The organism is Stackebrandtia sp., from assembly GCF_035643755.1.
In the GTDB taxonomy this organism is placed as follows: Bacteria; Actinomycetota; Actinomycetes; order Mycobacteriales; family Micromonosporaceae; genus Stackebrandtia.
On record NZ_DASQPW010000020.1, the window covers coordinates 1 to 26945 of the forward strand.

27 protein-coding genes, 1 tRNA gene and 2 pseudogenes are annotated in these 26945 nt (G+C 71.1%); 19 read left to right on the forward strand and 11 right to left on the reverse strand.

What is annotated here, in order from left to right; translation table 11 throughout:
* On the forward strand, positions 1-1043 hold a 1043-nt coding region (locus tag VE172_RS01430; protein ID WP_324796104.1), incomplete at its 5' end, for an FAD-dependent monooxygenase.
* 58 nt (positions 1044-1101) lie between these two features.
* Here VE172_RS01430 and VE172_RS01435 read toward each other — a convergent pair.
* Positions 1102-1917 (reverse strand): S1 family peptidase, encoded by an 816-nt coding sequence (locus tag VE172_RS01435; protein WP_324796108.1) that lies wholly within the window; start codon positions 1915-1917, stop codon positions 1102-1104.
* A 246-nt stretch (positions 1918-2163) separates the two neighbouring features.
* Between VE172_RS01435 and VE172_RS01440 the strand changes: the two genes are divergently transcribed.
* On the forward strand, positions 2164-3531 hold the full coding sequence (locus VE172_RS01440) for an L-serine ammonia-lyase (RefSeq protein ID WP_324796111.1): 1368 nt from the start codon (positions 2164-2166) through the stop codon (positions 3529-3531).
* Here the strand turns inward: VE172_RS01440 and VE172_RS01445 are convergent.
* Together VE172_RS01445 and VE172_RS01450 are read right to left on the reverse strand one after the other, a co-directional pair.
* Entirely contained in the window at positions 3528-3725 is a 198-nt protein-coding gene (locus tag VE172_RS01445; RefSeq protein ID WP_324796114.1) for a hypothetical protein, read from the reverse strand. The two genes, VE172_RS01440 and VE172_RS01445, sit on opposite strands and share 4 nt — an antisense overlap.
* Before the next feature lie 17 nt (positions 3726-3742).
* Positions 3743-4132 carry a VOC family protein gene (locus VE172_RS01450; RefSeq protein WP_324796117.1) on the reverse strand — a complete coding sequence of 130 codons (390 nt, stop codon included), beginning with the start codon at positions 4130-4132 and terminating at the stop codon, positions 3743-3745.
* Positions 4133-4230: 98 nt separating this feature from the next.
* Here VE172_RS01450 and VE172_RS01455 point away from each other — a divergent pair, with 98 nt between their 5' ends.
* Positions 4231-5022 carry an enoyl-CoA hydratase-related protein gene (locus VE172_RS01455; RefSeq protein ID WP_324796120.1) on the forward strand — a complete coding sequence of 264 codons (792 nt, stop codon included), beginning with the start codon at positions 4231-4233 and terminating at the stop codon, positions 5020-5022.
* 72 nt (positions 5023-5094) lie between these two features.
* On the forward strand, positions 5095-5703 hold the full coding sequence (locus VE172_RS01460; protein ID WP_414715049.1) for a bacterial proteasome activator family protein: 609 nt from the start codon (positions 5095-5097) through the stop codon (positions 5701-5703).
* A 33-nt stretch (positions 5704-5736) separates the two neighbouring features.
* Here VE172_RS01460 and VE172_RS01465 read toward each other — a convergent pair.
* Positions 5737-6651, reverse strand: a pseudogene (locus VE172_RS01465) (alpha/beta fold hydrolase); the annotation flags it as partial.
* Here VE172_RS01465 and VE172_RS01470 point away from each other — a divergent pair.
* Genes VE172_RS01470 through VE172_RS01490 form a run of 5 tightly spaced genes read left to right on the forward strand, consistent with a single transcriptional unit; the run spans position 6625 to position 11680 of the window.
* On the forward strand, positions 6625-7173 hold the full coding sequence (locus VE172_RS01470) for a helix-turn-helix domain-containing protein (RefSeq protein ID WP_324796123.1): 549 nt from the start codon (positions 6625-6627) through the stop codon (positions 7171-7173). The pseudogene VE172_RS01465 and the gene VE172_RS01470 overlap by 27 nt on opposite strands.
* A 28-nt stretch (positions 7174-7201) precedes the next feature.
* A complete protein-coding gene (gene hutU, locus VE172_RS01475; protein WP_349258220.1) occupies positions 7202-8857 on the forward strand; it encodes a urocanate hydratase in 1656 nt (551 codons plus the stop codon).
* Positions 8854-10011, forward strand: coding sequence for an imidazolonepropionase (hutI, locus tag VE172_RS01480; protein ID WP_324796128.1), 1158 nt, complete (start codon positions 8854-8856; stop codon positions 10009-10011). Before hutU ends, hutI begins: the two co-directional genes overlap by 4 nt.
* A gap of 52 nt (positions 10012-10063) precedes the next feature.
* On the forward strand, positions 10064-11317 hold the full coding sequence (locus tag VE172_RS01485; RefSeq protein WP_324796131.1) for a hypothetical protein: 1254 nt from the start codon (positions 10064-10066) through the stop codon (positions 11315-11317).
* A 30-nt stretch (positions 11318-11347) separates the two neighbouring features.
* On the forward strand, positions 11348-11680 hold the full coding sequence (locus VE172_RS01490; protein ID WP_324796134.1) for an SCO4225 family membrane protein: 333 nt from the start codon (positions 11348-11350) through the stop codon (positions 11678-11680).
* Here VE172_RS01490 and VE172_RS01495 read toward each other — a convergent pair.
* The 3 genes from VE172_RS01495 to VE172_RS01505 are packed head-to-tail and all read right to left on the reverse strand — an operon-like array spanning position 11645 to position 14559.
* Positions 11645-12781 carry an NADH-quinone oxidoreductase subunit D gene (locus VE172_RS01495; protein ID WP_324796137.1) on the reverse strand — a complete coding sequence of 379 codons (1137 nt, stop codon included), beginning with the start codon at positions 12779-12781 and terminating at the stop codon, positions 11645-11647. The genes VE172_RS01490 and VE172_RS01495 overlap by 36 nt on opposite strands.
* A gap of 51 nt (positions 12782-12832) precedes the next feature.
* Complete coding sequence (locus VE172_RS01500; protein ID WP_414715050.1) at positions 12833-13762, reverse strand: SAM-dependent methyltransferase; 930 nt, start codon at positions 13760-13762, stop codon at positions 12833-12835.
* Between the two features lie 23 nt (positions 13763-13785).
* A complete protein-coding gene (locus tag VE172_RS01505; RefSeq protein ID WP_324796143.1) occupies positions 13786-14559 on the reverse strand; it encodes an arylamine N-acetyltransferase family protein in 774 nt (257 codons plus the stop codon).
* A 131-nt stretch (positions 14560-14690) separates the two neighbouring features.
* Here VE172_RS01505 and VE172_RS01510 point away from each other — a divergent pair, with 131 nt between their 5' ends.
* The 8 genes from VE172_RS01510 to VE172_RS01545 all read left to right on the forward strand — a co-directional run bounded on the left by VE172_RS01510 (position 14691) and on the right by VE172_RS01545 (position 21809).
* A complete protein-coding gene (locus VE172_RS01510; RefSeq protein WP_324796145.1) occupies positions 14691-15611 on the forward strand; it encodes a Rossmann-like and DUF2520 domain-containing protein in 921 nt (306 codons plus the stop codon).
* On the forward strand, positions 15608-16438 hold the full coding sequence (gene panC / locus VE172_RS01515) for a pantoate--beta-alanine ligase (RefSeq protein ID WP_324796148.1): 831 nt from the start codon (positions 15608-15610) through the stop codon (positions 16436-16438). The genes VE172_RS01510 and panC overlap by 4 nt, the downstream gene beginning before the upstream one ends.
* Positions 16431-16883: an aspartate 1-decarboxylase gene (panD, locus tag VE172_RS01520; protein WP_324796153.1), complete on the forward strand. Its 453-nt coding sequence runs from the start codon at positions 16431-16433 to the stop codon at positions 16881-16883. The genes panC and panD overlap by 8 nt, the downstream gene beginning before the upstream one ends.
* 11 nt (positions 16884-16894) lie before the next feature.
* Entirely contained in the window at positions 16895-18361 is a 1467-nt protein-coding gene (locus tag VE172_RS01525) for a S10 family peptidase (RefSeq protein WP_324796156.1), read from the forward strand.
* A complete protein-coding gene (locus tag VE172_RS01530) occupies positions 18358-19983 on the forward strand; it encodes an L-aspartate oxidase (protein WP_324796159.1) in 1626 nt (541 codons plus the stop codon). Before VE172_RS01525 ends, VE172_RS01530 begins: the two co-directional genes overlap by 4 nt.
* Entirely contained in the window at positions 19980-20861 is an 882-nt protein-coding gene (nadC, locus tag VE172_RS01535; RefSeq protein ID WP_324796161.1) for a carboxylating nicotinate-nucleotide diphosphorylase, read from the forward strand. Before VE172_RS01530 ends, nadC begins: the two co-directional genes overlap by 4 nt.
* A 3-nt stretch (positions 20862-20864) precedes the next feature.
* On the forward strand, positions 20865-21629 hold the full coding sequence (locus VE172_RS01540; protein ID WP_324796163.1) for a type III pantothenate kinase: 765 nt from the start codon (positions 20865-20867) through the stop codon (positions 21627-21629).
* A 93-nt stretch (positions 21630-21722) separates the two neighbouring features.
* Positions 21723-21809, forward strand: a tRNA-Ser gene (locus tag VE172_RS01545).
* A 35-nt stretch (positions 21810-21844) separates the two neighbouring features.
* On the opposite strand, the gene VE172_RS01550 is transcribed toward VE172_RS01545, so the two are convergent.
* From VE172_RS01550 to moaA, 4 genes are all read right to left on the reverse strand, one after another.
* A complete protein-coding gene (locus VE172_RS01550) occupies positions 21845-22438 on the reverse strand; it encodes an LppU/SCO3897 family protein (protein WP_324796165.1) in 594 nt (197 codons plus the stop codon).
* A gap of 26 nt (positions 22439-22464) precedes the next feature.
* Positions 22465-23646: a UvrD-helicase domain-containing protein gene (locus VE172_RS01555; RefSeq protein ID WP_324796167.1), complete on the reverse strand. Its 1182-nt coding sequence runs from the start codon at positions 23644-23646 to the stop codon at positions 22465-22467.
* A gap of 165 nt (positions 23647-23811) precedes the next feature.
* Entirely contained in the window at positions 23812-24060 is a 249-nt protein-coding gene (locus VE172_RS01560; RefSeq protein ID WP_324796170.1) for a MoaD/ThiS family protein, read from the reverse strand.
* A complete protein-coding gene (gene moaA, locus VE172_RS01565) occupies positions 24057-25076 on the reverse strand; it encodes a GTP 3',8-cyclase MoaA (protein ID WP_324796172.1) in 1020 nt (339 codons plus the stop codon). The genes VE172_RS01560 and moaA overlap by 4 nt, the downstream gene beginning before the upstream one ends.
* Before the next feature lie 94 nt (positions 25077-25170).
* On the opposite strand from moaA, the gene cysS reads away from it, so the two are divergent.
* Together cysS and VE172_RS01575 are read left to right on the forward strand one after the other, a co-directional pair.
* Positions 25171-26592 (forward strand): cysteine--tRNA ligase, encoded by a 1422-nt coding sequence (cysS, locus tag VE172_RS01570; protein WP_324796175.1) that lies wholly within the window; start codon positions 25171-25173, stop codon positions 26590-26592.
* Positions 26582-26945 (forward strand): annotated as a pseudogene (locus VE172_RS01575) (23S rRNA (guanosine(2251)-2'-O)-methyltransferase RlmB); the annotation flags it as partial. The gene cysS and the pseudogene VE172_RS01575, both read left to right, overlap by 11 nt.

Consider the following 26945-nt stretch of genomic DNA (forward strand, 5'->3'; position numbering starts at 1 on the left):
AAGGCACCCAGACCCTGCGCGGCGACTACCTGGTGGCCGCCGACGGCGGGCGCAGCAGCGTCCGCAAGCTGCTGGGCATCGGCTTCCCCGGCACCGACGCCACCGTCTCGGCGATGATCGCCGACGTCAAGCTCGACGACCCGCCCGACCACCCCATGTTCGGCGAGCGGCGCGGCAACGGGAACTTCGCCGTGCTGCCGTTCTTCGAGCCCGGCATGCACCGGGTCATCACCACCCGGCCCACCGACGCCAACGACCGCAAGAAGCCCGCCACGTTCGCCGAGCTCCGCGAGACCTTCACCGCCATCGCGGGCACCGACTACCGCATGCACTCGCCCACCTGGGTGTCGCGCTTCAACGACGCGGCCCGCCTGGTCGAGCGGTACCGCCACGGCAGGGTCTTCCTGGCCGGCGACGCCGCCCACATCCACTACCCGGCCGGCGGACAGGGACTCAACACCGGCGTCCAGGACGCCGTCAACCTGGGCTGGAAGCTCGCCGCTGTCCTCAACGGACACTCCGACGACGCCCTGCTCGACACCTACCATGCCGAGCGCCACCCCGTCGCCGAGCGCGTACTGAACAACACCCGTGCCCAGACCACCCTGGGCCGCCCCGGCCCCCACGTCGACGCGCTGCGCGACATCGTCACCGACCTGGTCACCATCCCCGAGGTCAACGACCGTCTCGGCCACATGATCACGGCGCTGGACATCCGCTACGCCATCGGCGACGCCCACCCGCTGATCGGCCGCCGCGTCCCCGACGCCGACCTCGACGACGGCACCCGCGTCTTCACCCACCTGCGCGCCGCCCGCCCCGTCCTGCTCGCCCTGCGCGGCGACCTTCCCGTGGACAACCTCGCGGAGGGCACCCGGATCGACCTGGTGCGCGCCCAACCCGTCCACGACCGTTGGGGCGTACCGGGTCTCGGCGCCATCGACGCGCCCGCCGGAGTCCTGATCCGCCCCGACGGCCACGTCGCCTGGGCGGGCGAGACCGTCGACGCCGAACTGAAGGAGGCGCTGGAAACCTGGTGCTGACGCGACAAACCGCCGGTGCCCCCGCGTTCACGCGGACGGCACCGGCGGTTCGCGCCCATCAGGAAATGTTCTGTTCGATCCAGTCGACATGGTTGTCCACGCGCGAGATGGTTTCGTCCGAGGCGTGCGGGCAGTCGGGGCCCTCGGATTCCACCGCGACCAGCCGCGGTCCCGCGTGGGTCTCGGCGAAGTACGGCGCGCCCGAGTCGTATGGGCACGCGCTGGTGTCGGGGCTCGGCTTGTAGCCGGTGACGTACACCGACGCGTCGTCCTGCCTGGTGACCTTGAACTGCCCGGTCTGCAGGTGCGTGGTGGGCTTGCCGTCGGCGGAGGTCGCGCCCCACCCGGCCAGCCGCACAATGTCGCCCGCGTGCGCGGCGCGGGTGTTCAGCGCGAGCGGGTGGATGCCGCGGATGGGCTTGGACAGCTTCGCCAGCGCCATGTCGGTGTCGGGGTTTTGTTTGACGTCAACGACATCGACGGTCTGCCCGCCGTCGTCGGACAGGTCGGTGACGCCGACCGTGGCGGTGGTGGCGCCGTACTGCGGCGGTCCGTCGACGGGGTTGCGGTCGACATCATGGAAGCAGTGCCCGGCGGTGATCACCCATCGGGGGGCGACCAGGGCGCCCGAGCACGCACTGTCGTATGTGGATCCGTCGGGCTTGGGGATGTCGGTCATCGTGAACTTCACGGCGAACGGGTAGGCGCCGTCGGCGGCGTCCTCGCCGTTGGCGATCCTCGGGGTGACGGGGCCCTTGTTCGCATCGGCCTGGGCTAGACCGTTTCCGGCGATCGCCGCGGTCGCGATCGAGGCGGCCAGGATGCCCGCACCGACGATGGTGGAGATCCTCGCGGAGCGATTACGGATTCGCATGGGTTCCTTTCCGGGGTTGACGAACATGCAAGCTATGCGAATACGCGTATGTCTGAGGGCGTTTGGCGGCGTCTTAGCCGTTCCTTAGCGAGAAACGGTCGCTGAATTAACGTTTGTGTTCTTGGCAACGCCGTGGCGCACTCTTCGGGATCGCGAGTGCGAATGTTCATCCGACGCGGTTAGCCTTGCCGACGCCAGGTCCGACACGACGAGGTGTCGGCGAGCCGCGTAGGAGCTTCGCACGCCATGATCAGCGTCTTCGATCTGTTCACGATCGGCATCGGGCCGTCCAGCTCCCACACCGTGGGGCCGATGCGGGCGGCCTGCCTGTTCGTGTCGGGGCTCAAGGCCGACGGCCTGTTGGCGGACGCGACGCGGGTGCGCGCCGAGCTGTTCGGCTCGCTGGGCGCCACGGGGCACGGGCACGGCTCGCCCGCGGCCGTGCTGCTCGGCCTGGAGGGGGAGGACCCCGAGACGGTCGACACCGACTCCGTCGCCGGGCGTTTCCGGACCGCCCGCGAGACGCGGCGGCTCAACCTGCTGGCCGTCCACCCCGTCGAATTCGACGCCGACACCGACCTGGTGCTCCACCGCCGCAAGCGGCTTCCGTTCCACCCCAACGGAATGACCTTCACCGCCTTCGGGGCCGAGGGGGTGGTGCTGCGCGAGCGCACCTACTACTCGGTCGGGGGCGGATTCGTCGTCAACGACACCGCCGACGCCCTCGCACCGCCGATCAAGGTCGACGACACCCCCGTGCCCTACCCGTTCTCCACGGGCGGACAACTGCTCGAGGCCGCCCGCGACCTGTCGATCAGCGAGGTCATGCTGGCCAACGAGACGGCGCGACGCTCCGAATCGGACATCCGCGCGGGCCTGTCGCGGATCTGGCGCGTGATGCGCGAATGCGTCCAGGCGGGCTGCCAGGCCGAGGGACGGCTGCCGGGCGGCCTCAAGGTGCCGCGCCGGGCCTCCGAGATGTACCAAAAGCTGTCGACGGACCATTACGACACCGACCCGCTGCGGGTGATGGACTGGGTGACCCTGTTCGCGCTGGCCGTCAACGAGGAGAACGCCGCGGGCGGCCGCGTCGTCACCGCCCCCACCAACGGGGCCGCGGGCATCGTGCCCGCCGTCCTGCACTACTACTGGCGCTTCGTGCCCGGGGCGAACGAGGACGGCGTGGTCCGCTTCCTGCTCACCGCCGCCGCGATCGGCGTGCTGTTCAAGGAGAACGCCTCCATCTCCGGCGCCGAGGTCGGCTGCCAGGGCGAGGTCGGCTCGGCCTGCTCGATGGCCGCCGCGGGCCTCACCGAGGTGCTGGGCGGCACCCCCGCCCAGGTCGAGAACGCCGCCGAGATCGCCATGGAACACAACCTCGGCCTCACCTGCGACCCCGTCGGCGGCCTGGTCCAGATCCCCTGCATCGAACGCAACGCGGTCGCCTCCATCAAGGCCATCACCGCCGCCCGCCTCGCGCTGCACAGCGACGGCGCCCACACCGTCAGCCTCGACAAGGTCATCAAGACGATGCGCGACACCGGCGCCGACATGAAGATCAAGTACAAGGAGACCGCCCGCGGCGGGCTCGCCGTCAACGTGATCGAGTGTTAAGCGCGCTTCGCCTTGGTGCGCCGCGGATCCACGGGGTCGCCGCCCTCGCGGTCGTGCCACAGCCAGGCCGCCCGCGCGACCTCCGATTCGCCCGTGCGCGCGTCCGCGGCGATCTCATACGTCCATTCCCGGTCCCCGCTGGCGGCGTGGAGCGTCACCGTCCAGGTGACCTGCTGCTGTTGTTTTTTGCTCACCCGGCCAGCCTCCCCGATCAGTTCTCGGAATGGTGGGCGTGACGCTCCTCCTCGTTGCGCAGCACGCAGAACTCGTTGCCCTCGGGGTCGGCGCACACCACCCAGCCCGTGCCGTCGGGGTTCCGGCAGTCGTCCACAATGGTGGCTCCGAGTTCCCGGACCCGCTCCACCTCGGCGTCGCGTCCGATGTCGGGGCTCAGGCACACGTGCAGCCGGTTCTTGACGACCTTCGCCTCGGGCACCTGCTGAAAGTAGAAGTTCGCGCCGTCGGGCACCAGGACGGCGGTCTCGGGGTCGCCGGGCCGGTCGTCGTCCAGCATGGGGTGCTGGAGTACCCGGCTCCAAAACCGCGCCAGCTCGTAGGCATCGGCGCAGTCGAAGGCGATGTTCTTGACGAAGGTAGGCATCGGGCCCTTTCCGAAAAAGTCGTCGACGCGATCATGATGTCGCCGGGCCCCGACGGCGTCAACGCGTTTACGCCGCCGCGCCTCGATATCGTTCGTCCATGCGTGAACTCAGTGATGTGCGATACGAGCTGGCCGACAACACCGCGACCATCACCATCAACCGCCCCGACCGCATGAACTCCTTTCGGGGACGCACGGTCGACGAGCTGATCCACTGCTTCAAGACCGCCTGGGCGTCCAAGGAGGTCGGCGCCATCATCCTCACGGGCGCCGGCGAGAAGTCCTTCTGCGCGGGCGGCGACGTCAAGGAGCGCGCCGAGACCGGCGGCTACGGCGAGACCGAGTGGGGCACCTTCGAGATCGAGCGGCTTCACCGCATCATCCGCGACGTCCCCAAGCCCGTGATCGCCGCCGTCAACGGCGTGGCCGTGGGCGGCGGGCACGTCCTGCACGTCCTGTGCGACCTGACCATCGCCGCCGAGCACGCCCGCTTCGGCCAGGCCGGTCCCCGGGTGGGCAGCTTCGACGCCGGTTTCGGCTCCGCCTACCTGGCCCGCGTCATCGGCGAGAAGCGCGCCCGCCAGATGTGGTTCCTGCTGGAGCTCATCGACGCCGACACCGCCCTGTCGTGGGGCCTGGTCAACAAGGTGGTGCCCGCCGACCGGCTCCTGGACGCCGCGCGCGAGTACGCCGCCACGATCAACTCCTACTCGCCGACGGCGCTGCGCTTCCTGAAGCACTCCTTCAACGCCGACTCCGACCACCTGTCCGGTTTGTCACACGTCGCCTTCGACGGGCTGGAGGTGTTCTCGCACAGCGACGAGGCGGCCGAGGGCGCGACGGCCTTCGCCGAGAAGCGCCCGCCCGACTACGGACGTTTCCGTGGGTGACGATCACGAAGGGCGCGGCGTTACCCTCGAAGCGCCACCAACAAGCGACGTATTGGGGAATGCTGACCAACCATGACTGACGAAGAAGTCACCGACAACAAGAACGACGAGTCTCCCGAGGAAGACGACGAGGACGACCAGCAGGCCACCGTCCTGGTGATGGGCCCGGATGGCAAGCCCGTGGGGACCATGGCCGTGGACGCCGAGACCGGGGAGACCGGCGATCCCGCCAAGCTCGTCGAGCAACCGGCGAAGGTGATGCGGGTCGGCAGCATGATCAAGCAGCTGTTGGAGGAGGTGCGCATGGCCTCCCTGGACGAGAAGGGCCGCAACCGCCTCAAGGAGATCCACGCCCGCTCCATCGCCGAGCTCGAGGAGGGCCTGGCGCCCGAGCTGCGCGAGGAGCTGGAGCGCCTGTCGCTGCCGTTCAACGGCGACGAGACCCCGACCGAGTCGGAGCTGCGCATCGCGCAGGCCCAGCTGGTCGGCTGGCTGGAGGGCCTGTTCCACGGCATCCAGGCGGCGCTGATGGCCCAGCAGATGGCCGCCCGCGTCCAGCTGGAGCAGATGCGCCGTGGCGGCATGCCCGCCCTGCCACCCGGCAGCCAGCTGCCGCCGGGCATCGCGATCCCGGGCGGCCACGACGACGACGGCCGCGGCGGACCGGGGCAGTACCTCTAAGCGCGCCAACAGATCCTTCACGGCGTCGACCACGGCGTCGGGATGTTCTATGTGGATGTACTGGTGCGAGGCGCCGTCGACGACGCGGTGTTCGCCGCGCGGAACCGCCGCCGCGAGGTCCTCGTGCATGCGGCGGATCCCGTCGTGCGCCTCGCGCATCTGTTGCTCCGTCATGAACCTGGCCCAGTAGGGGTTGCGCCCGTTGGCCGACAGCACGATCAGCGGCGCGTCCGGCAGCGGGCCGCCGCCGCGAAGCTCGTCGTACACCTCGGTTTCGAAGTTGGCGGTCTCGCGAAGCTGGGTGCGCCAATGGGTGAGGTGGTGGTCGATGAGCGCCTCGCGGGTCTCGTCCGTCCACTGTGAGTACAGGTCGGCGTATTGGCCGCGCGCGGCCGCGATCTGCGCGTCGGTGAGGTCGGGCATGGTGTCGGCGTCCAGGGCCATGCGCTTCGACAGCTCGGCCGCTTCCGGCGGCAGGTAGGACAGGATGTCCTCGTGGCCGGGGTCCACCAGCAACAGGCCCGCGACCTCGGCGCCGAAGCGCTGCGCGTAGCGGCGGGCGTAGAACGCGCCCAGCGAATGCCCGACGAGCACGTACGGCGCCGGGATGTCCAAGGCGCCCAACAGAACCCGCAGTTCGTCGGTGACCTGGGCGGGGGTGCGGGGCAGGGCGGCGTGCGCGCTCCAGCCCGTGCCCGCGCGGTCGTAGAGCAGGGCCGTGGTGGATTCGGCGACGCGCTGCTGGACGTTGAGGTAGTCCAGGCCGACGAGGCCCGCGCCGGGCAGGAACACGACGCTCGGCCCGCCGGTGCCCGAGCGGTGAAACCACAGGCGGGGTGCCGTCGCGGTGGTCGAACCAATGGTTCTCATGATGAGAACAATAGCAGGAAGATAATGATCGCGGTGTGAGACAATCGCGCGGTGGACAGCCTGGAACTGCTGGCGCATCCCGTGCGGCTGCGCATCGTGCACGCCATGAAGGGCGGGCGCGCCCTCACGACCTCCCAGATCTGCGCGCGCATGTCCGACGTCTCGAAGGCCACGGTGTATCGGCAGGTCGGGGTGCTGGCCGACGCCGGCGTGCTCGAGGTCGAATCCGAGCAACGCGTCCGCGGGGCGGTGGAACGCCGCTGGAGACTGCGCGCCGAGCTGGCGACCATCGACCCCGACCAGGCCGCCGCGGCGAGCGCCGGGGACCACCGCCGGATGTTCGCCGCCGCGATGTCCACGCTCACCGCGGAGTTCAACGCCTACCTCACCGCCACGGACGCGGTCGGCCCCCACGTCGGATACCGCCAGCACGCGATCTGGCTGTCCCCCGCCGAACGCGACGCGCTCATCGCCCGCATGCGCGAGGCGATACTCCCCGCCCTCGGCAACCCGGCCTCGCCCGACCGCGCCGCCTACCTCCTCAGCCCCATCCTGTTCCCCGTCGAGGAGCCCAGCTGGGGCGACGACCCCGGGCATTAACGCCCGTTAGGCTCGGGCCATGGCTGAGATTTCCGGACCCCGAGAAGTGCGCGCGCCGCGCGGCACCGAGCTGTCGTGCGCCAACTGGCAGATCGAGGCGCCGTACCGGATGCTGCAGAACAACCTGGACCCCGAGGTCGCCGAGCACCCCGACGACCTGGTTGTCTACGGCGGCACGGGCAAGGCCGCGCGCGACTGGCGCAGCTTCGACGCGCTGCTGCGCACCCTCAAGACGCTGCGCGGCGACGAGACCATGCTGGTCCAAAGCGGCAAGCCCGTGGGCGTGTTCACCACGCACGAGTGGGCGCCGCGGGTGTTGATCGCCAACTCGAACCTGGTGGGGGACTGGGCGAACTGGCCGGAGTTTCGGCGCCTGGAGCACATGGGGCTGATGATGTACGGCCAGATGACCGCCGGCTCCTGGATCTACATCGGAACCCAGGGGATCCTGCAGGGGACCTACGAGACCTTCGCTGCCGTGGCGAACAAGCACTTCGGCGGCACCCTGGCCGGGACGCTCACCCTGACCGCCGGGTGCGGCGGCATGGGCGGGGCGCAACCCCTGGCGGTCACCATGAACGGCGGCGCCTGCCTCATCATCGACATCGATCCGGTGCGGCTGCGGCGCCGCGTCGAGACCCGCTACCTCGACGTCGTCGCCGGGGACCTGGACGAGGCGGTGCGGCTGGCGACCGAGGCCCGCACCGAGAAGAAGGCGCTGTCGGTGGGGCTGGTGGGCAACGCCGCGGTGCTGGTGCCGCGGCTGCGGCGGATGGGCGTGCCGATCGACATCGTCACCGACCAGACCTCGGCGCACGACCCGCTTTCCTATGTGCCCGAGGGCATCGACCTGCCCGACGCGCCCGACTACGCCGCCAAGAAGCCCGAGGAGTTCACCGACCGGGCGCGGTCGTCCATGGCCAGGCACGTCGAGGCCATGGTGGAGTTCCAAGACGGCGGCGCCGTGGTCTTCGACTACGGCAACTCGATCCGCGGCGAGGCCAAACTCGGCGGCTACGAGCGGGCCTTCGACTTCCCGGGCTTCGTGCCCGCCTACATCCGCCCGCTGTTTTGCGAGGGCAGGGGCCCGTTCCGTTGGGCAGCGCTGTCGGGCGACCCCAAGGACATCGCCGCCACCGACGCCGCGATCCTGGAGCTGTTCCCGGAGAACGAATCCCTGGCCCGCTGGATCCGGATGGCGCAGGAGCGCGTGGCGTTCCAGGGGCTGCCGTCGCGGATCTGCTGGCTGGGCTACGGCGAGCGCGACAAGGCGGGAGAGCGCTTCAACCAGCTGGTGGCCGACGGCACGATCTCGGCGCCGATCGCCATCGGGCGCGACCACCTGGACACCGGCAGCGTGGCCTCCCCGTACCGCGAGACCGAGTCCATGAAGGACGGTTCGGACGCGATCGCGGACTGGCCGCTGCTCAACGCGATGCTCAACACCTCCTCGGGCGCCACCTGGGTGTCCATTCACCACGGTGGCGGCGTCGGCATGGGCCGCTCCATCCACGCCGGCCAGGTCACCGTCGCCGACGGCACCGAGCTGGCCTCGCGCAAGATCGCCCGGGTCCTGACCAACGACCCCGGCAGCGGCGTGATGCGCCACGTCGACGCCGGATACGAACGCGCCGAACAGGTCGCCGACGAGCGCGGCGTGCGCGTCCCGATGAGGGAAGCATGAGCCTGCTGATCGACAACATCGGCGAACTGTCCACCTGCGACGGCGAGCCGGTGCGCGACGCGGCGCTGGTGGCCGAGGGCGAGACCATCGCCTGGATCGGGGCGGCCGGGGCCGCGCCCGCGTGCGACGAGCGGGTGGACGCGGCGGGGCGCGCCGTGATCCCGGGCTTCGTCGACAGCCACTCGCACCTGGTGTTCACCGGCGACCGCTCCGCGGAGTTCGCCGCGCGGATGGCCGGGTTGCCCTACAGCGCGGGCGGAATCCGCACCACGGTGGCGGCGGTGCGCGCCGCGCCCGACGAGGTCCTGCGGGCCAACGTGGCGGCGCATCGGGCCGAGATGCTGCACCAGGGCACCACGACCGTGGAGATCAAGAGCGGCTACGGGCTGACCGTGGACGACGAGGCGCGCAGCCTGCGCATCGCGCGGGAGTTCACCACCGAGACGACCTACCTGGGCGGGCACGTGGTCCCGGCGGGCGCCGACGCCGACGCCTATACCGCGCTGGCGGCCGGCGAGATGCTGCGAGCCTGCGCGCCGCACGCGAAGTGGGCCGACGTGTTCTGCGAGACCGGCGCCTTCGACGCCGACCAGGCCCGCGCCATCCTCACCGCCGCGGCGGACCAGGGGCTCGGGCTTCGGGTGCACGGCAACCAATTGGGGGAGGGTCCGGGGGTGCGGCTGGCGGTGGAGCTGGGCGCGGCGTCGGTGGACCACTGCACCCATCTGTCCGATCAGGACGTCGAGGCCCTGGCGGGCGGCGACACTGTCGCCACTTTGCTGCCGGGCGTGGAGTTCTCCACCCGCCAGCCCTTCCCCGACGCCGCGCGGCTGAGGGACGCCGGGGTGACCGTGGCCCTGGCCAGCGACTGCAACCCGGGCTCGTGCTATTCGTCGTCGATGCCGCTGATGATCGCGTTCGCCGTGCGGGACATGGGAATGACGGTCGCCGATGCGTTGTGGGCGGCCACCGCGGGCGGGGCGGTGGCCTTGCGCCGCACCGACATCGGCCGCGCGACGGTGGGAAGGCGCGCCGACCTGGTGATACTCGACGCCCCGACCTTCGTGCACCTGGCGTATCGCCCAGGGGTACCGCTCGTTCACAGCGTTATCCACAATGGCGCCATGGTAAAGGCCGCGTTAACCAGGCGATAAACAGTCGTTCGGGGTGTTCAGATCCCCCAAATGGGTAGTAAGGTGTGGCGGTATGTCGAGCCGCAACCACACCCCCTTCTGGCGACAGGCCCGCACACTGGCGATCATGTTCTGGATCGGCATATGCTGCGCCCCGCTGGCGGCCCTGCTTCTGGTGGTCGGCAGCAGCGACGGAACGGTGAAGCTGGCGCTGTTGTTCGGCATGGGATCGGTCGTCCTGATCGGACTGTCGGTGGCTCTGCGCAAGGACGCCGGGCGGGTGGAGGAGGACCTCAACGCGGCGCTGTCGGACGTGGATGCCAACGCGCACAGCATGGTCGCCGAGTTGCGGGCCGAGATGCGCTCGATCGGCCGCGGCCCCGGCCCCGCCGCGGTCGGCACGGGCCGCGCCACGCCGCCCCACTCCGAACCCATGCGCGCCATGCCGTCGCGCGAGGAGCCGATGCGCGCCGAGCCGCGGCACCAGCCGCTGCCGCGCCACGAGCCCCAGGCCTACGCCGATGACCACCGGTCCCGCCCGCGCGCCGAGCACGTCCCGCCGGAGCAGCAGCGCCGCCCCGAGGCCGCCTACGAGGACACCGGGGAAATGGTGCGGCTCACCGAGACCGTGAAGGTCACCCATCGCGAGACCCGCACGATGCGTGCCGCCGAACCCGATCCCGGCTACCGGCAGCCCTACGCCGAGGACGAGTCGGGCGTCTACAGGGGACGCAACGGCAAGTCCTCCCGCTCCCGCCGCGACCGCGGCGACCGCGGCGAGACCCATGGGGCGCGCTCCGAGGCCGACTCGCTGCTGTCGGGCCTGTCCCCCCAGCCCGGCCACGAGGACGACTGGCAGGACCGCGACTCGGTCAGCGTCCCCCGCCAGCGCGACGACTACGGCTACACCCCCTCGCGCGGATTCCCCGCCGAGGACGAGGGCCGCGGCGGCTCCCGCCACGGGCGCGACGACGGCTACGGGCGCGACGACGGCTACGGCTCCCGCACCTCCGGCTCGATCCCGCGCTCCGAGCCCCCCGCCTGGCGCACCGAGGAGCGCTCCGCGGAGCTGCGCATGGGCATGCGCCAGTCCCGCTCCGGCCCCGAGGACGGTTGGCAGGGCAACGATCGCGGCGGCGAGTCCTGGTCGGTGGAGCCCACCCGGCGCGGCGGCCGCCACTACGACATGGACGAGCCAGCGCCGACCCGCGCGATCTCGATGTCCGAGGCCGAGCGCCAGACCCGCTGGGGCGACTTCGACTCGGGGGAGCCGAAGTCCCGGTCATCGTCCTACATGGACGAGTACTACGGGCAGCGGCGCAGGTAATTCGCCAATCGTTGAGCCTCAGGGAGTCCGGTGCGAACCTTCGGCAAGGTCCTGCGATGGACGGCGGTCATTTACGCGATCGTGGTGGTTGCCACCGCCGCCATCGTCCTCGTCATCGCGGAGACGGCCCGGGATCCCGGCTTCATCGACGTCTACCTCATCGTCGTCACGCTACCGCTGTCCATGGTCGCGAGCCTGTTGTTCATCAACAGCGACAACACCGCGGTCGTGCTTGTCGCCCAGATCGCGTCCGGTTTCATCCAGGCGGCGGTGCTGTGGACCGGCGGCACCGCATGCCTGCAGGCGGCGCGGAAACGGCGGGAACGGCTACTTGTCGATGTCGCCGACGACGAAGAACATTGACCCGAGGATCGCCACCATGTCGGGCACCAGGCTTCCGACCAGCAATGTGGACAGCGCCTGCACGTTGGCATAGGAGGCGGTGCGCAGCTTGAGGCGGTACGGGGTCTTGTCCCCGCGCGACACCAGGTAATAACCGTTGACGCCCAAGGGATTCTCGGTCCACGTGTAGATGTGCCCCTCGGGGGCCTTCACCACCTTGGGCAGCCGGACGTTGACCGGGCCGCCGATCGAGTCCACACGGGACAGGCAGGTCTCGGCCAGGTCCAGCGACACGTACACCTGGTCCAGCAGGCACTCGAAGCGCGCGTGGCAGTCGCCCGATTCCCGCGTCACCACGGGGACGTCCAGCTCGCCGTAGGCCAGGTACGGCTCGTCGCGCCGCAGGTCGAAGTCCACACCGGACGCCCGCGCCACCGGGCCCGAGACGCCGTAGCCCGCGGCGGTGGCGGCGTCCAGCACCCCGACCCCCTTGGTGCGGGCCAGAAAGATCTCGTTGCCGCGGATCAGGTTGTCCAGGTCGGGCAGTCGCCGCCTCACCTGGCCGATCGCCTCGCGGGCGCGGCGGGTCCAGCCCGACGGCACCTCCTCCTTGAGGCCGCCGATCCGGTTGAACATGTAGTGCATCCGCCCGCCGCTGGCCTCCTCGAAGACCGCCTGCAGCACCTCGCGTTCCCGAAACGCGTAGAACACCGGGGTGATCGCGCCGATCTCCAGCGGGTAGGAGCCCAGGAACATCAGGTGGTTGAGCACCCGGTTCAGCTCGGCCAGCGCGGTGCGCAGCCACACCGCCCGCTCGGGAACCTCGATGCCCATCAGGCGCTCCACCGCCAGCGCCACCCCGAGCTCGGAACAAAACGCCGACAGCCAGTCGTGGCGGTTGGCCAGCATCAGGATCTGGCGGTAGTCGCGCACCTCGAACAGCTTCTCGGCGCCCCGGTGCATGTACCCGACGATCGGCTCGCACGCGGTGACCCGCTCGCCGTCCAGGGTCAACTTCAGACGCAGGACGCCGTGCGTGGACGGGTGCTGCGGCCCGATGTTGAGCACCATATCGGCGAACTCGCCGACCCCGGAGCCGACGCCGACGGTCATCTCGGTCATGGGGTTTATCGTGGCACGCCGGGCGGGCGGCGTGGTGCACGGCTTTGCGGCTCAGTCGCCGCGAAACAGCCAGTAGTGCCCGCCGAGCCCGACGGGGTCGGTGAGCGCGGCGGCCTCGCCGACGCGGGCGAGGGCGCGCAGGTAGCGGGCCGGGTCGGAGACGGCCAGGTCGAGCGGCGGGCGCCTCGCCGTCATTCCCAGGGCCCGCAAGGCTTCGCCTTGGGTGGTCAGCCGTCCCGGGCCCAGGGAGTCGAGGGCGACGTGGGCGGTGATGTCGCGGTCGCCGTCGGGGATCGGCGGGACCTGGCGCCCCGCGGCGAATCCGGTCAGGGTGCCCAGCGCGGGGCGGCCGTCGCGGGTGTGTCCATAGTCGATGGCCAGGGCGGTGCCCGAGCGGACCAGGGCGCACAGCCGCCGCCACGCCGCGTCGCGGGTGCGCCCGATCTCGGCGCGGGACCCGGGCTCGCTCAGCGGCCACCAGCGCCGCAGCCACGCCGAATCCATGCCGCTCAACGCCTCCCCGGGCCGCGTGTCGCCCGTGGCCGGGTCCACCAGCTCGTGGCGGTCGACGCCCGCGTCGTCGCGCACCGCCACGTCGCACGGGACGTTGTCCAGCAGCTCGCAGGCCACGAGCAGCCCGACGACCCGCGAGCGGCCGAACCGCCCCCGCGAGCCGCCCTTCGCGGTGACCCACGCGATCCGCTCGTCCAGGTCGGCGGGACGCGGCCGCAGCTCCACGGCGACGGGCGCCAGACGCCCGTCCAGGGTCTCGCGCCCCAGCACCCCGCCCAGCAGTTCACCGGCGCCCGCGCCCACGTCCACCAGGTCGAAGCGCTCGGGGCGGCCGAGCCGGGAATCGATGCGGCGCACCAGTTCCGCGATCGCCTCGGCGAACAGCGGCGACTGGGCGCTGGTGCGGTAGTGCGCGTCGGGGCGGTTGGCGGTGTAGAAACCCTCGGGTCCGTACAGCGCGTGCGCCATGGCCTGCGACCAGCGCTGGTACGTCACGCCGACTCGCGCGGGTCGCGGGGCAGGCGGTCCAGCTCGATGCCGAAGTGCTCGCGGTACGCCGCCAACACCTCGGCGTCGGAGCCCAGCGCGGTCTCCCGCTTCTCCGAGCCCACCGTGCGCGCCAGGGTCCTGCCGCTCAACGTGATCCGGCCCGTCTCGGTGCGGCGTGAGCACGTCGGCGAGGCGGTGAAGTGCGACAGCGGAGAGGTGCGCTGATACCAGCACGTCGGAACGAAGTCCGCCAGCTGGCGCGGCCGGGTCTCGGCCCGGATCTGCGGGACGTCGTTCTCGTGCACCACCAGGTCGCCGTGTTCCACCTCGGCGACGCGATACCGCCCCGCGGGGTCGATCTGCTCGTCCCGGGAATCCAGCCGGATCGGGAAGTCCATGAAGCGCCCGAAACCCACGTCCACCAGCCACGGTTCGTCCAGGTCCACCCGCAGCGTCAGATGGTCGAACAGCGGGCCCGCCCCGCCGGTGCCCACCACCCGCGCCGCCAGCAGCGTCACGTCGAAACCCAGCCGCCGCAGCAACCACGCGAAGGCGCCGTTGAGTTCGTAACAGAAGCCGCCGCGCCGCCGCCGCACGATCTTGTCGACGACCGCGGCGTCCTCCAGCACGATGTCCTCGCCGAGGTGGATGCTCAGGTTCTCGAACGGCACCGTCCTCAGGTGCCGAATCTGCAGCTCCCGCAGGGTGTCCAGGTCGGGCGGAGGGGGCGCGATCGCGCCGATCCGCTCCAGATACGCGGCGGCGTCCGGGTGCATGTCGGCAGCGTACCGACCCCGCCGTGTGACCTCGCGGGCTGTGATGAATCCCGCGTTGTCCCGACAAACCCACCGATCTAGGGTTTGATGCGACCGGTACCCATTCACGTCAGGACTGGATCGCGAAAGCCATGGCAACGTCGCCGCAGCAGAACCCATCCGACCCCAGCCGCCTGGACATCGGCGTGGTGTCCGCCGGGCGCGTCGGCTCGGTGCTCGGGGCGGCCCTGTCGCGCGCCGGCCACCGGGTGGTCGCGACGTCCGCGGTGTCGGACGCCTCCAGGGCGCGCGCCGCGCGTTTCCTTCCCGGCGCCGAGGTCCTTCCCCCCGACGCGGTCGCCGAATCCTCCGGGCTGCTGCTGCTGGCGGTGCCCGACGACGCGCTCCCGCAGGTGGTGTCGGGGCTGGCCGCCGCCGGACACCTGCAACCCGGCCAGCTCGTCGCCCACACCTGCGGCGCCCACGGCATCGAGGTGCTGCGCCCGGCGGTGGAGGCCGGTGCGCTGCCGATGGCCATCCACCCCGTCATGACGTTCACCGGGCGCGCCGAGGACCTGGATCGCTTGAGCGGCATCAGCTTCGGCGTCACCGCCCCCGAGCCGCTGCGCACCGTCGCCGAGGCCCTGGTGGTGGAGATGGGCGGCGAGCCCGAGTTCATCCCCGAGCCGCAACGCGTGCTGTACCACGCCGCCCTGTGCCACGGCGCCAACCATCTGACCACATTGATCAACGAGTCCGTCGACCTGTTGCGCGCCGCCGGGGTGGTGGAACCCGAGCACATGCTGGCCCCGCTGCTGCACGCGGCGCTGGACAACACGCTTCGCCTGGGGGACAACGCCCTCACCGGCCCCATCGTGCGCGGCGACAGCGGCACCGTCGCCTCCCACCTGCGGGCCCTGGACGCCGCCGCGCCCGACTCGGTCGCCGCCTACCGCGAACTCGCCCGCCGCACCGCCGACCGCGCCATCGACCACAAGCGACTGTCGGCGCGCGCCGCCGAGCCGCTGCTCGAGGTGCTGGCGGGCAAACCCCGACAGGAGCCCACCCCATGACCACGCCGCCGGTCGTCACCGACAAGACCACACTGGACGCCGCGCGCTCCGCGATGCGCGGCACGGTCGCCCTGGTGCCCACCATGGGCGCCCTGCACGCCGGCCACGCCGCCAACATCCGCGCCGCCCGCGCCGCGGCCGACCACGTGATCGTGTCGATCTTCGTCAACCCCGCCCAGTTCGGCCCGAACGAGGACCTCGACACCTACCCGCGCACGATGGAGGCGGACCTGAAGCTGTGCGCCGCCGAGGGCGTCGACCTGGTGTTCGCCCCCGCCACCGCGGTGATGTACCCCGCCCCCACCCAGGTGGTCCTGGCGCCGGGGCCGCGCGGCGAGATCCTGGAGGGCGCCAGCCGCCCCGGCTTCTTCGGCGGCGTGCTCCTGGTGGTGTCCAAGCTGTTCCACCTTGCCCGCCCGCACCTGGCCTGCTTCGGCGAGAAGGACTACCAGCAGCTGGCCATGGTCCGCCAGCTCGTGGCCGACCTGAACTTCGGCATCGACATCGTCGGCGTGCCCACCGTCCGCGACCCTGACGGCCTCGCCCTGTCCAGCCGCAACGCCTACCTCGACGCGGACGAAAGGCAAGCGGCGCTTGCCATCTCGCGCGCCCTGCGCGCCGCCGCGGAAGACCCGCGGCCCCGCGAGGCCGCCGCCGCGGTGCTGGAGGCCGAGCCGGCCGTCCGCCTCGACTACCTGCACCTGGCCGCCCCCGACCTCGGCCCCGCCCCGGAGTCCGGGCCGGGCCGCCTGCTGGTGGCCGCCCACGTCGGCGCCACCCGCCTGATCGACAACGCCCCCGTTCACATTGGAGTCAAAGATGCTTAGGACGATGCTGAAGTCCAAGATCCACCGCGCCACGGTGACCGAGGCCGACCTGCACTACGTCGGCTCGTGCACCGTTGACGAGGACCTGCTGGACGCCGCGGACCTGGTGCCCGGCGAAAAGGTGTCGATCGTCGACATCACCAACGGCGCCCGCCTGGAGACCTACGTCATCGCCGGCGAGCGCGGCAGCGGCGTGCTGGGCATCAACGGCGCCGCCGCCCACCTGATCCACCCCGGCGACCTGGTGATCCTCATCTCGTACGCCGCCATGGAGGACATGGAGGCCCGCGAGTTTCAGCCGTCCATCGTCCACGTCGACTCGGGCAATCGCGTCGTCGAGCTGGGCAGCAACCCCGCCGAGGCGGCGCCGGGCACCGCCGGCGATCCGGTGACCAGCCCCTGGGTGGCCGTGGAGGCGAGCGGCACAGCGGCACCCGGGGCATAGGCTCGGGCGTTATGACCGAAGAAGAGAAGGCGGAACCGCCCGCGAAGGCCACCGAGGCCAAGCCCGCCGAGCCCATCGACGACCTGGTGACGACCTCCCACACCCTGGGCGAGCTGAGCTACTCCGCCACGACGGGGCGCATCGTGCTGCGCGAGGAGATCGTCGAGGACGACAAGTTCTCCGGCCTCAAGCCCAAGGCCGAGCTGTCCGTCACCGCGTACACATTGGACGACGCTGATCACTCGCGGCGGCCGGTGACCTTCGCCTTCAACGGCGGCCCGGGTTCGTCCAGCGTCTGGCTGCACCTGGGCCTGATGGGGCCGCGCCGCGTCGTGATGGGCGACGTCGGCGACCTGCTGCCGCCGCCCTACGGCCTCACCGACAACCACGAGAGCCTGCTGCGGCACAGCGACCTGGTGTTCATCGACCCGGTGTCCACGGGGTATTCGCGGGCCGTCGGCGGCGAGAAGGCCAAGCCCTTCCACGGCTACAAGGGGGACATCGCCTCCGTCGCCGAGGTCATTCGACTGTGGACGACGCGCAACAACCGCTGGATGTCGCCGAAGTTCATCGCCGGGGAGTCCTACGGCACCACCCGGGCGGCGGGCCTGGCGCAGTACCTCCAGACCCGGTATCACATGTATCTCAACGGGGTCATGCTGATCTCGCCGGTGCTGGACTTCGGCACCCTGGAGTTCTCCGACCACAACGACCTGCCGTACCTGACGTTCCTGCCCACCTACGCCGCGATCGCCCACTACCACGGCCTGCACCCGGGACGCGGCCTGCGCGAGGTGCTCGACGAGGCCGAGGACTACGCCGAGCGGGTCTACCCGCGGGTGCTGGCCCGCGGGCACCGGCTGTCGGCCGACGAGCGCGCCGAGGCCGTGGCCACCCTGGCGCGGCTCACCGGGGTGTCGCCGGAGTACGTCGACGCGGTCGACCTGCGGATGGAGCACATCCGCTTCTACACCGAACTGTTGCGGCACAAGCGTTTGGTGGTGGGGCGCCTCGACGGCCGCTTCACCGGCAGCGACAGCGACTACGGCCGCGAGCAGTTCTCGTCCGACCCGTTCCTCAACGCCATCAACGGGCCGTACGCCGCCGCGCTCAACCACTACGTGCGCGCCGAGCTCGACTACGCCAACGATCTGCCGTACGAGCTGCTCACCGGCAAGGTCCACCCGTGGTCCTTCTCGGACTTCGAGGCGATCAACATGTCGGTGGCCGACAAGCTGGCCGAGGCGATGCGGATCAACCCGCATCTACGCATCCACGTGGCCTGCGGCTACTACGACGGCGGCTGCCCGCACGCGGCCATCGAACACACCATGGCCCGCCTGGCGATCCCGGCCGAGGCGCACCGGCGCATCGAGTTCAAGTACTACGAATCCGGGCACATGATGTACGTCCACGAGGAATCCCGGCTGGCCCAGTCGCGCGACCTGGCCGCCTTCGTCACCGGCGGGGCGGCATGAGCCTGCCCGCCCTTCCCCGGCGCCTGCGCGCCGGCGCTCCCTCATGGACCGAGACCACCGACGTGTGCGTGGTCGGCTCCGGCATCGCCGGGCTCACCACGGCGCTGTACCTGCGCGAGGCGGGGCTGCACGTCACCGTCGTGACCAAGGTGGACATGGACGACGGGTCCACCCGGTGGGCGCAGGGCGGCATCGCCTCGGCGCTCGACCCGCTGGACACCCCCGCCGCGCACGCCGCCGACACCCTGGTCGCCGGGGTCGAACTGTGTGACGTCGACGCCGTGAACGTGCTGGTGAAGGAGGGGCCCGACCGGGTCCGCGAGCTGATCCACACCGGCGCCGTGTTCGATCGCCACGCCGACGGCTCGCTCATGCTGGGCCGCGAGGGCGGCCACCACGCCAATCGGGTCGTGCACGCCGGGGGCGACGCCACCGGCGCGGAGGTGCAGCGGGCACTGCACGCCGCGGTGCACCGCGACCCCTGGATCCGGGTGGTCGAGCATGCCCTGGTGCTGGATGTGTTGCGGGATAAGGCCGGCCGCGCCTGCGGCGTCAGCCTGCACGTGCTCGGCGAGGGCTCCGAGGACGGCGTCGGCGGCGTGCTGGCCCGCGCCGTCGTGCTGGCCACCGGCGGCATGGGGCAGATGTTCGCCTCCACCACCAACCCATCGGTGTCCACCGGCGACGGCGTCGCCGCGGCGCTGCGCGCCGGGGCCCGCGTCACCGACGTCGAGTTCGTCCAGTTCCACCCGACCCCGCTGTTTCTGCCCGGCAGCCGGGACCGGCAGCCGTTGATCTCCGAGGCGCTGCGCGGCGAGGGGGCGTACCTGGTGGACGACGCGGGCGAGCGCTTCATGACCGGACTGCACGAGCTCGCCGAGCTGGCCCCGCGCGACGTGGTCGCCAAGGGCGCCACCAGGATCATGCTGCGCGACGGCGTCGACCACGTGTGGCTGGACGCCCGTCACATCGATGGACTGGAATCGCATTTCCCGACCATCGTGGCGTCCTGCCGCGAAGCCGGTATCGACCCGGTGGTCGACCGCATCCCCGTGGCCCCGGCCGCGCACTTCGCCTCCGGCGGGGTACGCACCGACCTCCACGGGCGCACCACCGTGCCGGGCCTATATGCCTGCGGCGAGGTGGCCTGCACGGGAGTCCACGGCGCCAACCGCCTGGCGTCCAACTCGCTGCTGGAGGGCCTGGTGTTCGCCCGCCGCATCGCCGACGACCTGGTGCGCGACCTGCCCGCCCAGACCGACCCCGTGACCGACGACGACGCTCCCAGCTGGACGGTCGAGATGGAGTCGCGGGAGGCCTTGCAGCGCGCCATGACCGCGGGCGCGGGCGTGCTGCGCAGCGCCGACAGCCTCGAGGCGACCGCCGAGACGCTCGGCAAGCTGGGCTCCGCCCGCCAGGGCCGCCCCGGCACGGCGAGCTGGGAGGCCACCAACCTGGTGACCGTGGCGAGCCTGCTGGTCGCCGCGGCGTCGGCCCGCACCGAGACCCGGGGCTGCCACTGGCGGAAGGACCACCCCGACGCCGACCCCGCGTGGCGCACCCACCTGTACGCGGCGATCGCCGAGGATGGCTCGCTGAGTGAGACCAGGGAGGACCGATGAGCATCGACCAGCGCCTGCGCGACTGCGGGCTCGACCCCGACGTCGTCCACCGCATCATCGACACCGCGATCGCCGAGGACCTCGGCCCGCGGCGCGGCGATCCCACCAGCCAGGCGGTGTTCGCCCACCTGAACGTGCGCGGCGTCGCGGACCTGGTGGCGCGGCAGTCCGGCGTGGTGGCCGGCCTGCCCGTGGCCGAGGCGACCTTCGCGGCCTTCGAGGAGCACGGCCACCCGATCGCCTTCGCCTACGAGATCGCCGACGGCACCCAGGTCTTCGCCGACGACGTGCTGGCCACGGTGACGGGCCCGGTGCGGCACCTGCTGATGGCCGAGCGCACGGTGCTCAACATCCTGTGCCGCATGTCGGGCGTGGCCACCCACACCCGCCAGTGGGTGAGGGCCCTGGCCGACACCCAGGTCACGGTCCTCGACACCCGCAAGACCACGCCCGGCCTGCGGGCCCTCGACAAGTACGCGGTGCGCGCGGGCGGCGGCGACAACAAGCGCATGGGCCTGTACGACGTGGCGATGATCAAGGACAACCACAAGTTCGCCGCGGGCTCCATCACCGCCGCGTTCGCCGCCGTCCGCGCCCACTACCCCGACATCGACATCCAGGTCGAGGTGGACACCCTGGACGAGGCCCGCGAGGCGGTGGCGGCGGGTGCCGAATTCCTGTTGTGCGACAACATGTCCCCGAAGGAGCTGCGCGAGGTCGTGCTGGCGGTGGGTGACTCGGCGCGGCTGGAGGCCACCGGCAACATCACCCTGGAGATCGCCGAGAAGTACGCCGACACCGGCGTGAACTACATTTCCGCGGGCGCCCTGACCCACTCGTCGCCCATCATGGACATCGCCTTGGATATCAGGAGCTAGCCCTTGCTGTTGTGTGTCGACATCGGAAACACCAACACCGTCCTGGCCACATTCGACGGTGAGAAGCTGGTGCACTCCTGGCGCATCAAGACCGACTCCCGCGCCACCGCCGACGAGCTCGCCCTCACCTTCCGCGGCCTGCTGGCGGGCGACAACGTCCAGGTCACGGGGATCTGTGTCAGCTCAACGGTTCCGCAGGCGCTGCGCGAGCTGCGCTCCATGCTGGCCCGCTTCTACTCCAACGTCCCCACCGTCCTGGTGGCGCCGGGCGTGCGCACCGGCGTGCAGCTGGCCATCGACAACCCCCGCGAGGTCGGCGCCGACCGCATCGTCAACACCCACGCCGCCTTCCACCTGTACGGCGGCCCCTGCATCACCGTCGACTTCGGCACCTCCACCAACATCGACGTGATCTCCGAGCGCGGCGAGTTCCTCGGCGGCGCCTTCGCACCGGGCGTCGAGATCTCCATCGACGCCCTGGCCTCCCGCGCCTCACAGCTCCAGAAGGTCGAACCCGTCAAGCCCCGCTCGGTGATCGGCAAGAACACCGTGGAGTGCCTCCAGTCGGGCATCATCTACGGCTTCGCCGGCCAGGTGGACGGCCTGGTGCGCCGCATCATCGAGGAGCTCGGCGGCGACGTGGCCGCGGTGATCGCCACCGGCGGCCTGGCCCCGGTGATCATCGCCGAATGCGCCACCATCACCCACCACGAGCCGATGCTGACGCTCATCGGCCTGCGCATGGTGTACGAGCGCAACAGGCCGTGAGGTCGGGCGCCTGTGCGCCGCTTGAATCTTGCGGCGACTATGGCCTGGTAACCCAGGTGCGCCCGTGTCGAACGCTCCGGTACCCTCGTCGACGGTGGCGTGTCCGAGCGGCCGAAGGAGAACGCCTCGAAAGCGTTTGAAGGTTTACGCCTTCCGTGGGTTCAAATCCCACCGCCACCGCTCGCGGAGCCCCCGATCGTCAGGTCGGGGGCTTTCTATATCTCCTGTAGACAGATGACATAGTCGTCGGTGTCGCTGGTGTTGTAGTCGATCTGGAAGTACACCTTCACCGGGTTGCCGTCGGGGTCGCGGGGACAGTCGTCGGCGTTGGTGGTTCCCGTGGAGAAGAAGTAGATCCGGCTGTTGGCCTTGGAGTCGGAGCACTTCACCAGGCGGCCCCTTTGCGGGCCGTTCGGGTCGTCCTTGCTCACCGGCCAGTGGTAGACGCAGTCGCCGAGCTGGCCGCGCTGGGTGTCGTCGGCGGGAAGGTCGCCGAACGGGTCGTCCTTCGGGTCGACGGACGTCTTGGTGTCGCCGGTGGGGGAGGCGTCGTCGCTCGAGACCGACGACACGATCAGCGTCGTCACCACCGACACCGCCGCCACCGCCGCGACGATCCCCGCCATCAGCAGGCCCTCGCCGCGCGACCTCGCGGGCGCGGGCGGCGGCGCGGGGTTCGGGGCCGGGGCGGGGGGTGCCGTCGGATATTGCGCGGATTCCGCGGCGCCGGGCGGCGGGGGGTAGTCGCCGCCGCCGGCGGAGGCGTTGCCCGCGTCGTAGGGGTCGCGAGGCGGTCCGAACATCGACACGGGGTTAACTCCTTCGGGCGCGCGGCTCAGATCAGTCGCGGCTGCTCGACGCGGGGGTGGCGAACCTTCACCTTCCCGAACGCGGCGAACAGTCCGGAGTCGACGTCGTCCAGCAGCGGGGACGGGGTTGCCGAATGGCTCAGGTATAGCAGATCCTCGGCGCGGGTGGCCGCGATGTACATGGCGCGCCGGGCCGCGGGCGTGTTGGGGAACCACTCGGCGGTGGCGCCGACCAGGCACACCACCCGATACTGTCGACCCGTGACCTCGCCGATCGGGGCGCCGGGCAGCTTAGCGCCGTCGGCGCGCAGCACCGCGACGTCCTCGGCGTCCACCCCGTAAACCGCCAAAGTGGACGCCAGTCCGTTGGCGAAGTCGAGCTCGTCGGCCGCCGACGGCGCGAAGTACCGCCCGATCGGTGCGGTCCCCGAGGCGGGACGGTGCGGGTGCATGGCGCGGCCCGGGACCCGGGTCACCGGCGTGATCAGCTGGCCCGCCGCCGCGATGATCGGCGCGGTGCTGCGGTAGTTGCGCGGCAGCCGCACCACGCGGGCGTCAGGGTAGTCGCGCGGGAAGGCGTCGAAGGGGCTGGAATCCCGCGCCACCAGGCAATCGGGGTCGCCCGTGGCCGTGAACGCGGGCTGCTGCCCGCGGTCGGCGCGCAGCGCGTCGTACAGCCGCTGCGACATCAGGTGCATGTCGTCGACGAACACGTGGCCCAGCGGCGGCAGCGAACCCACCGCGAAGTCGGCGAAGGCGCCGATCGTGATGTCGCCCGCCGCGGTACCCATCAGTTCGGACAGTTGCTTGTGGATGTCGGAGGCCGCGGCGGCGTCGGCCGCCAGCACCAGGCACTGCGAGGCGGGAAGGTGAAGCTCGGCCACGTGATAGGCGATCCGCCGCACCAGCACGTGCGTCTTACCGGTCCCGGGCCCCGCGTTGATCAACAGCGGCCCCGGGGGAGCCGACGCCGCGACCCGCTGCATCGCGTCGACGTGGTCCAGCAGGCCCGTGCCCACCTCCTCCATGCCCGCGATGCACGGGCCGTCCTGCCGCTGCGGCTCGGGGCGGCTCGGCAACAGGGGCTCGGGCATGTCCACCAGGTCGACGGGCGCCACGGGCGCCGACCGGGGCCGCGGGGTGCGGGCTCGCCGCGGCACCCGCGCCTCGGCGGGCAGCTCGAACAACGCGTCCGGTTCGGATGTCACATCCACCGCCTTCCCTCGTTCGGGTTCACCCCGCGCGGAACCGACGCCGAAATCTTGTCAAAGCTTTCGCCGAGACAGCGGTGCGGGGTTCACTCGCGGCGCGTCGCGTCCAGGTGAACTGGCGTCAACGGCGACGCTTCGGGCACGTTGACACCCTGGTCCTACTCAACCACCCGCGAAGGGCGGCAACACATCCACGGTCGCTCCACCGTGGAGCGCGGCGAGGTCGTCGTGGCAGGCGACGCCGTCGACCAGGAAACCGCAGGCCGACAGCACCCGTTCCAGGCCCGCGCCGTGGCGCTTGACCATCTCGGCGCGCAGCTCGGCGACCGTGGCCGCCCCGAGGGTCTCCTCGTTCAGGCCCGTGGCCGCCCGCGCCGCCGCGAAGTACCGCACCGTCACCACCGTCGTCACCCTCCGATCGCCGACATGGGGCGCGGCGGTTGCAGGAACGTCTTGTCGTCGATGCCGTGCCCCGGGCGCTTGGCCCACATGGTCTCGCGCCATGCCTCGGCTATCGCATCATCATTCGCGCCGTCGCGCAGCAGGCCGCGAAGATCCGTCTCGGTCGTGCTGAACAGGCAGGCGCGCACCTGGCCGTCGGCGGTCAGGCGGGTGCGGTCACAGTCGCCGCAGAACGGGCGGGTCACCGCGCCGATCACGCCCACCTTGGCGGGACCGCCGTCCACCAGCCAGGTCTCGGCGGGGGCGGCGCCGCGCGGGGCCGGGTCCTGGGACAGCGCGAAGGCGCCGCGCAGGCGGGCGAGGATCTCCTCGGCGGTCACCATGTTCTCGCGGCTCCAGCCGTGCTGGGCGTCCAGCGGCATCTGCTCGATAAAGCGCAGCTGGTAGCCGTGCTCCAGCGCGAACCGCAGCAGCGGCACCGCCTCGTCGTCGTTGACGCCGCGCATCAGCACCGAGTTGATCTTCACCGGCGACAGGCCCGCGGCGGCCGCGGCCTCCAGGCCCTTCACGGTGTCGCCCAGGCGATCGCGGTGCGCCAGCGCCTTGAACCGCACGGGGTCCAAGGTGTCCAGTGAGACGTTGACCCGGTCCAGGCCCGCCGCCTTCAGGTCCGGCGCCAGCCGCGCCAGGCCGATCGCGTTGGTGGTCAGGCTGATCCGCGGACGGGGCCGCAGGCTCGCCGCCGCCGCGACGATCCCCGCCAGGCCGGGCCGCAGCAGCGGCTCGCCCCCGGTGAACCGAATCTGGGTGACCCCCAGCCGCGTCACGGCCAGCCCCACCAGGCGATTCACCTCGTCATCGGTGAGCACCTCCTGCCGTGGCAGCCACGGAAGCCCCTCGGCGGGCATGCAGTACGTGCAGCGCAGGTTGCACCGGTCGGTCAACGAAACCCGCAGGTCGACCGCGGTTCGTCCGAACTGGTCAACCAGAGCCTGTTCGGGACCGGCTTTCGATTCGGTCCTCATCCTCTGACGGTAGCCTCTGGCTGCGACACCAAGCAACACGCGACGCCTGTGACACGCGACAGGGTCGCTACCTTGCCTGACGTACCATTCCACGGTGAGTTTGCGACTGTATGACACCGGTACCAGGACGGTGCGCGACTTCGTGCCGCGCGTTGCTGGCAAGGTCGGCGTCTACCTGTGTGGGCTCACCCTCCAGGGGCCGCCGCACATCGGGCATCTGCGCAGCGGCGTCAACTACGACGTCCTCACCACCTGGCTGCGGCGCTCGGGCCTGGACGTCACCCTGGTCCGCAACCTCACCGACATCGACGACAAGGTGCTGGCCAAGTCCGTTGAGCGGCAACGACCCTGGTGGGCGATCTCCTACGCCAACGAGCGGATCCTCGCCGCCAGCTACGACGCGCTCGGCGTCGACCCGCCCACCTACGAGCCGCGCGCCACCGGGCACATCCCCGAGATGCTCGAGCTGATCGCCGAGCTGATCGACAAGGGCCACGCGTACGCCGCCGACAACGGCGACGTCTACTTCTCCGTGAGCTCCTACCCCGAGTACGGCGCCCTGTCGCACCGCGACCCCGCCGACATGCTGTCGTCCGCCGACGGCGACGACACCGACAAGCGAGACCCCCGCGACTTCGCGCTGTGGAAGGCCGCCAAGCCCGGCGAGCCCGCCGACTCCTCCTGGAACACCCCGTACGGGCGGGGGCGGCCCGGCTGGCACCTGGAGTGCTCGGCCATGAGCCGCCGCTACCTGGGCGACGCGTTCGACATCCACGGCGGCGGCACCGACATCATGTTCCCGCACCACGAGAACGAGATCGCGCAGTCGCGCGCGGCGGGCCTCGGCTTCGCCAACTACTGGGTGCACAACAACATGCTGAACTTCTCGGGCACCAAGATGAGCAAGTCGCTGGGCAACACGATGAGCGTGGATGCCCTGGGGCGGAGGGGTTTCCGTCCCGCCGAGATCCGCTACTACCTGCTGGCGCCGCATTATCGCTCCGCCTTCGACTACTCCGACCAGGCGCTGGGCGAGGCCGCGGCGGGCTACCACCGTCTGGAGAACTTCATCGACCGCTGCGCCGACGCGTCCGCCAGCGCCTCCAGCGGGGTGATGTGCGCCGACTTCGTCAACGCGATGGACGACGACCTGGGCACGCCCGCGGCCCTGGCCGCGATCCACGAGGTGGCGCGCGAGGGCAACGCCGCGGCCGACGCGGGCAACGCCCGCTCGGCCGCCGACGCGGCCGCCTCGGTGCGGGCCATGCTGGACATCCTCCACCTCGACCCGCTGGGTCCGCAGTGGATCAAACGGGAGAGCGAGGACCTCACGCCGGTCGTCGACTCCCTGGTGAAACTGGTGCTCCAGCAGCGCCAGGACGCCCGCAAGCGCAAGGATTACGCCACCGCGGACGCGATCCGCGATCGCCTCACCGACTCGGGATTGTCCATCGAGGACACCGCCGAGGGTTCGCGGTGGAGCCTCAACCGTTCGGAGCCGAGTCATGCCGGGTAATTCTCAGCGGCGCAACCGCCGCGTATCGCCGAAGAAGGGCTCCGCCAAGGGCTCGGGCGGCCAGGGAAAGAAGGCCCTGGAGGGCCGCGGCAGGACCCTGTCGGCCTCCGATCGCCCGTGGCACAAGGCCTACGAGGGCCCCGACGTGCCCAAGAAGACCAAGTGGAAGCAGGAGAAGGAGCGGCGCCCCGCCGCCGAGGAGGGCCGCGCCCCCAAGGCGGGCCGCCCGCAGCGCCCGGCGCCCCCCAGGCGCCGCGACTCCGGCGACGGCGTCGAGGTCCTGGTGGGCCGCAACCCCGTCGTGGAGGCCATGCGCGCCAAGGTCCCCGGCACCGCGCTGTACATCATGCACG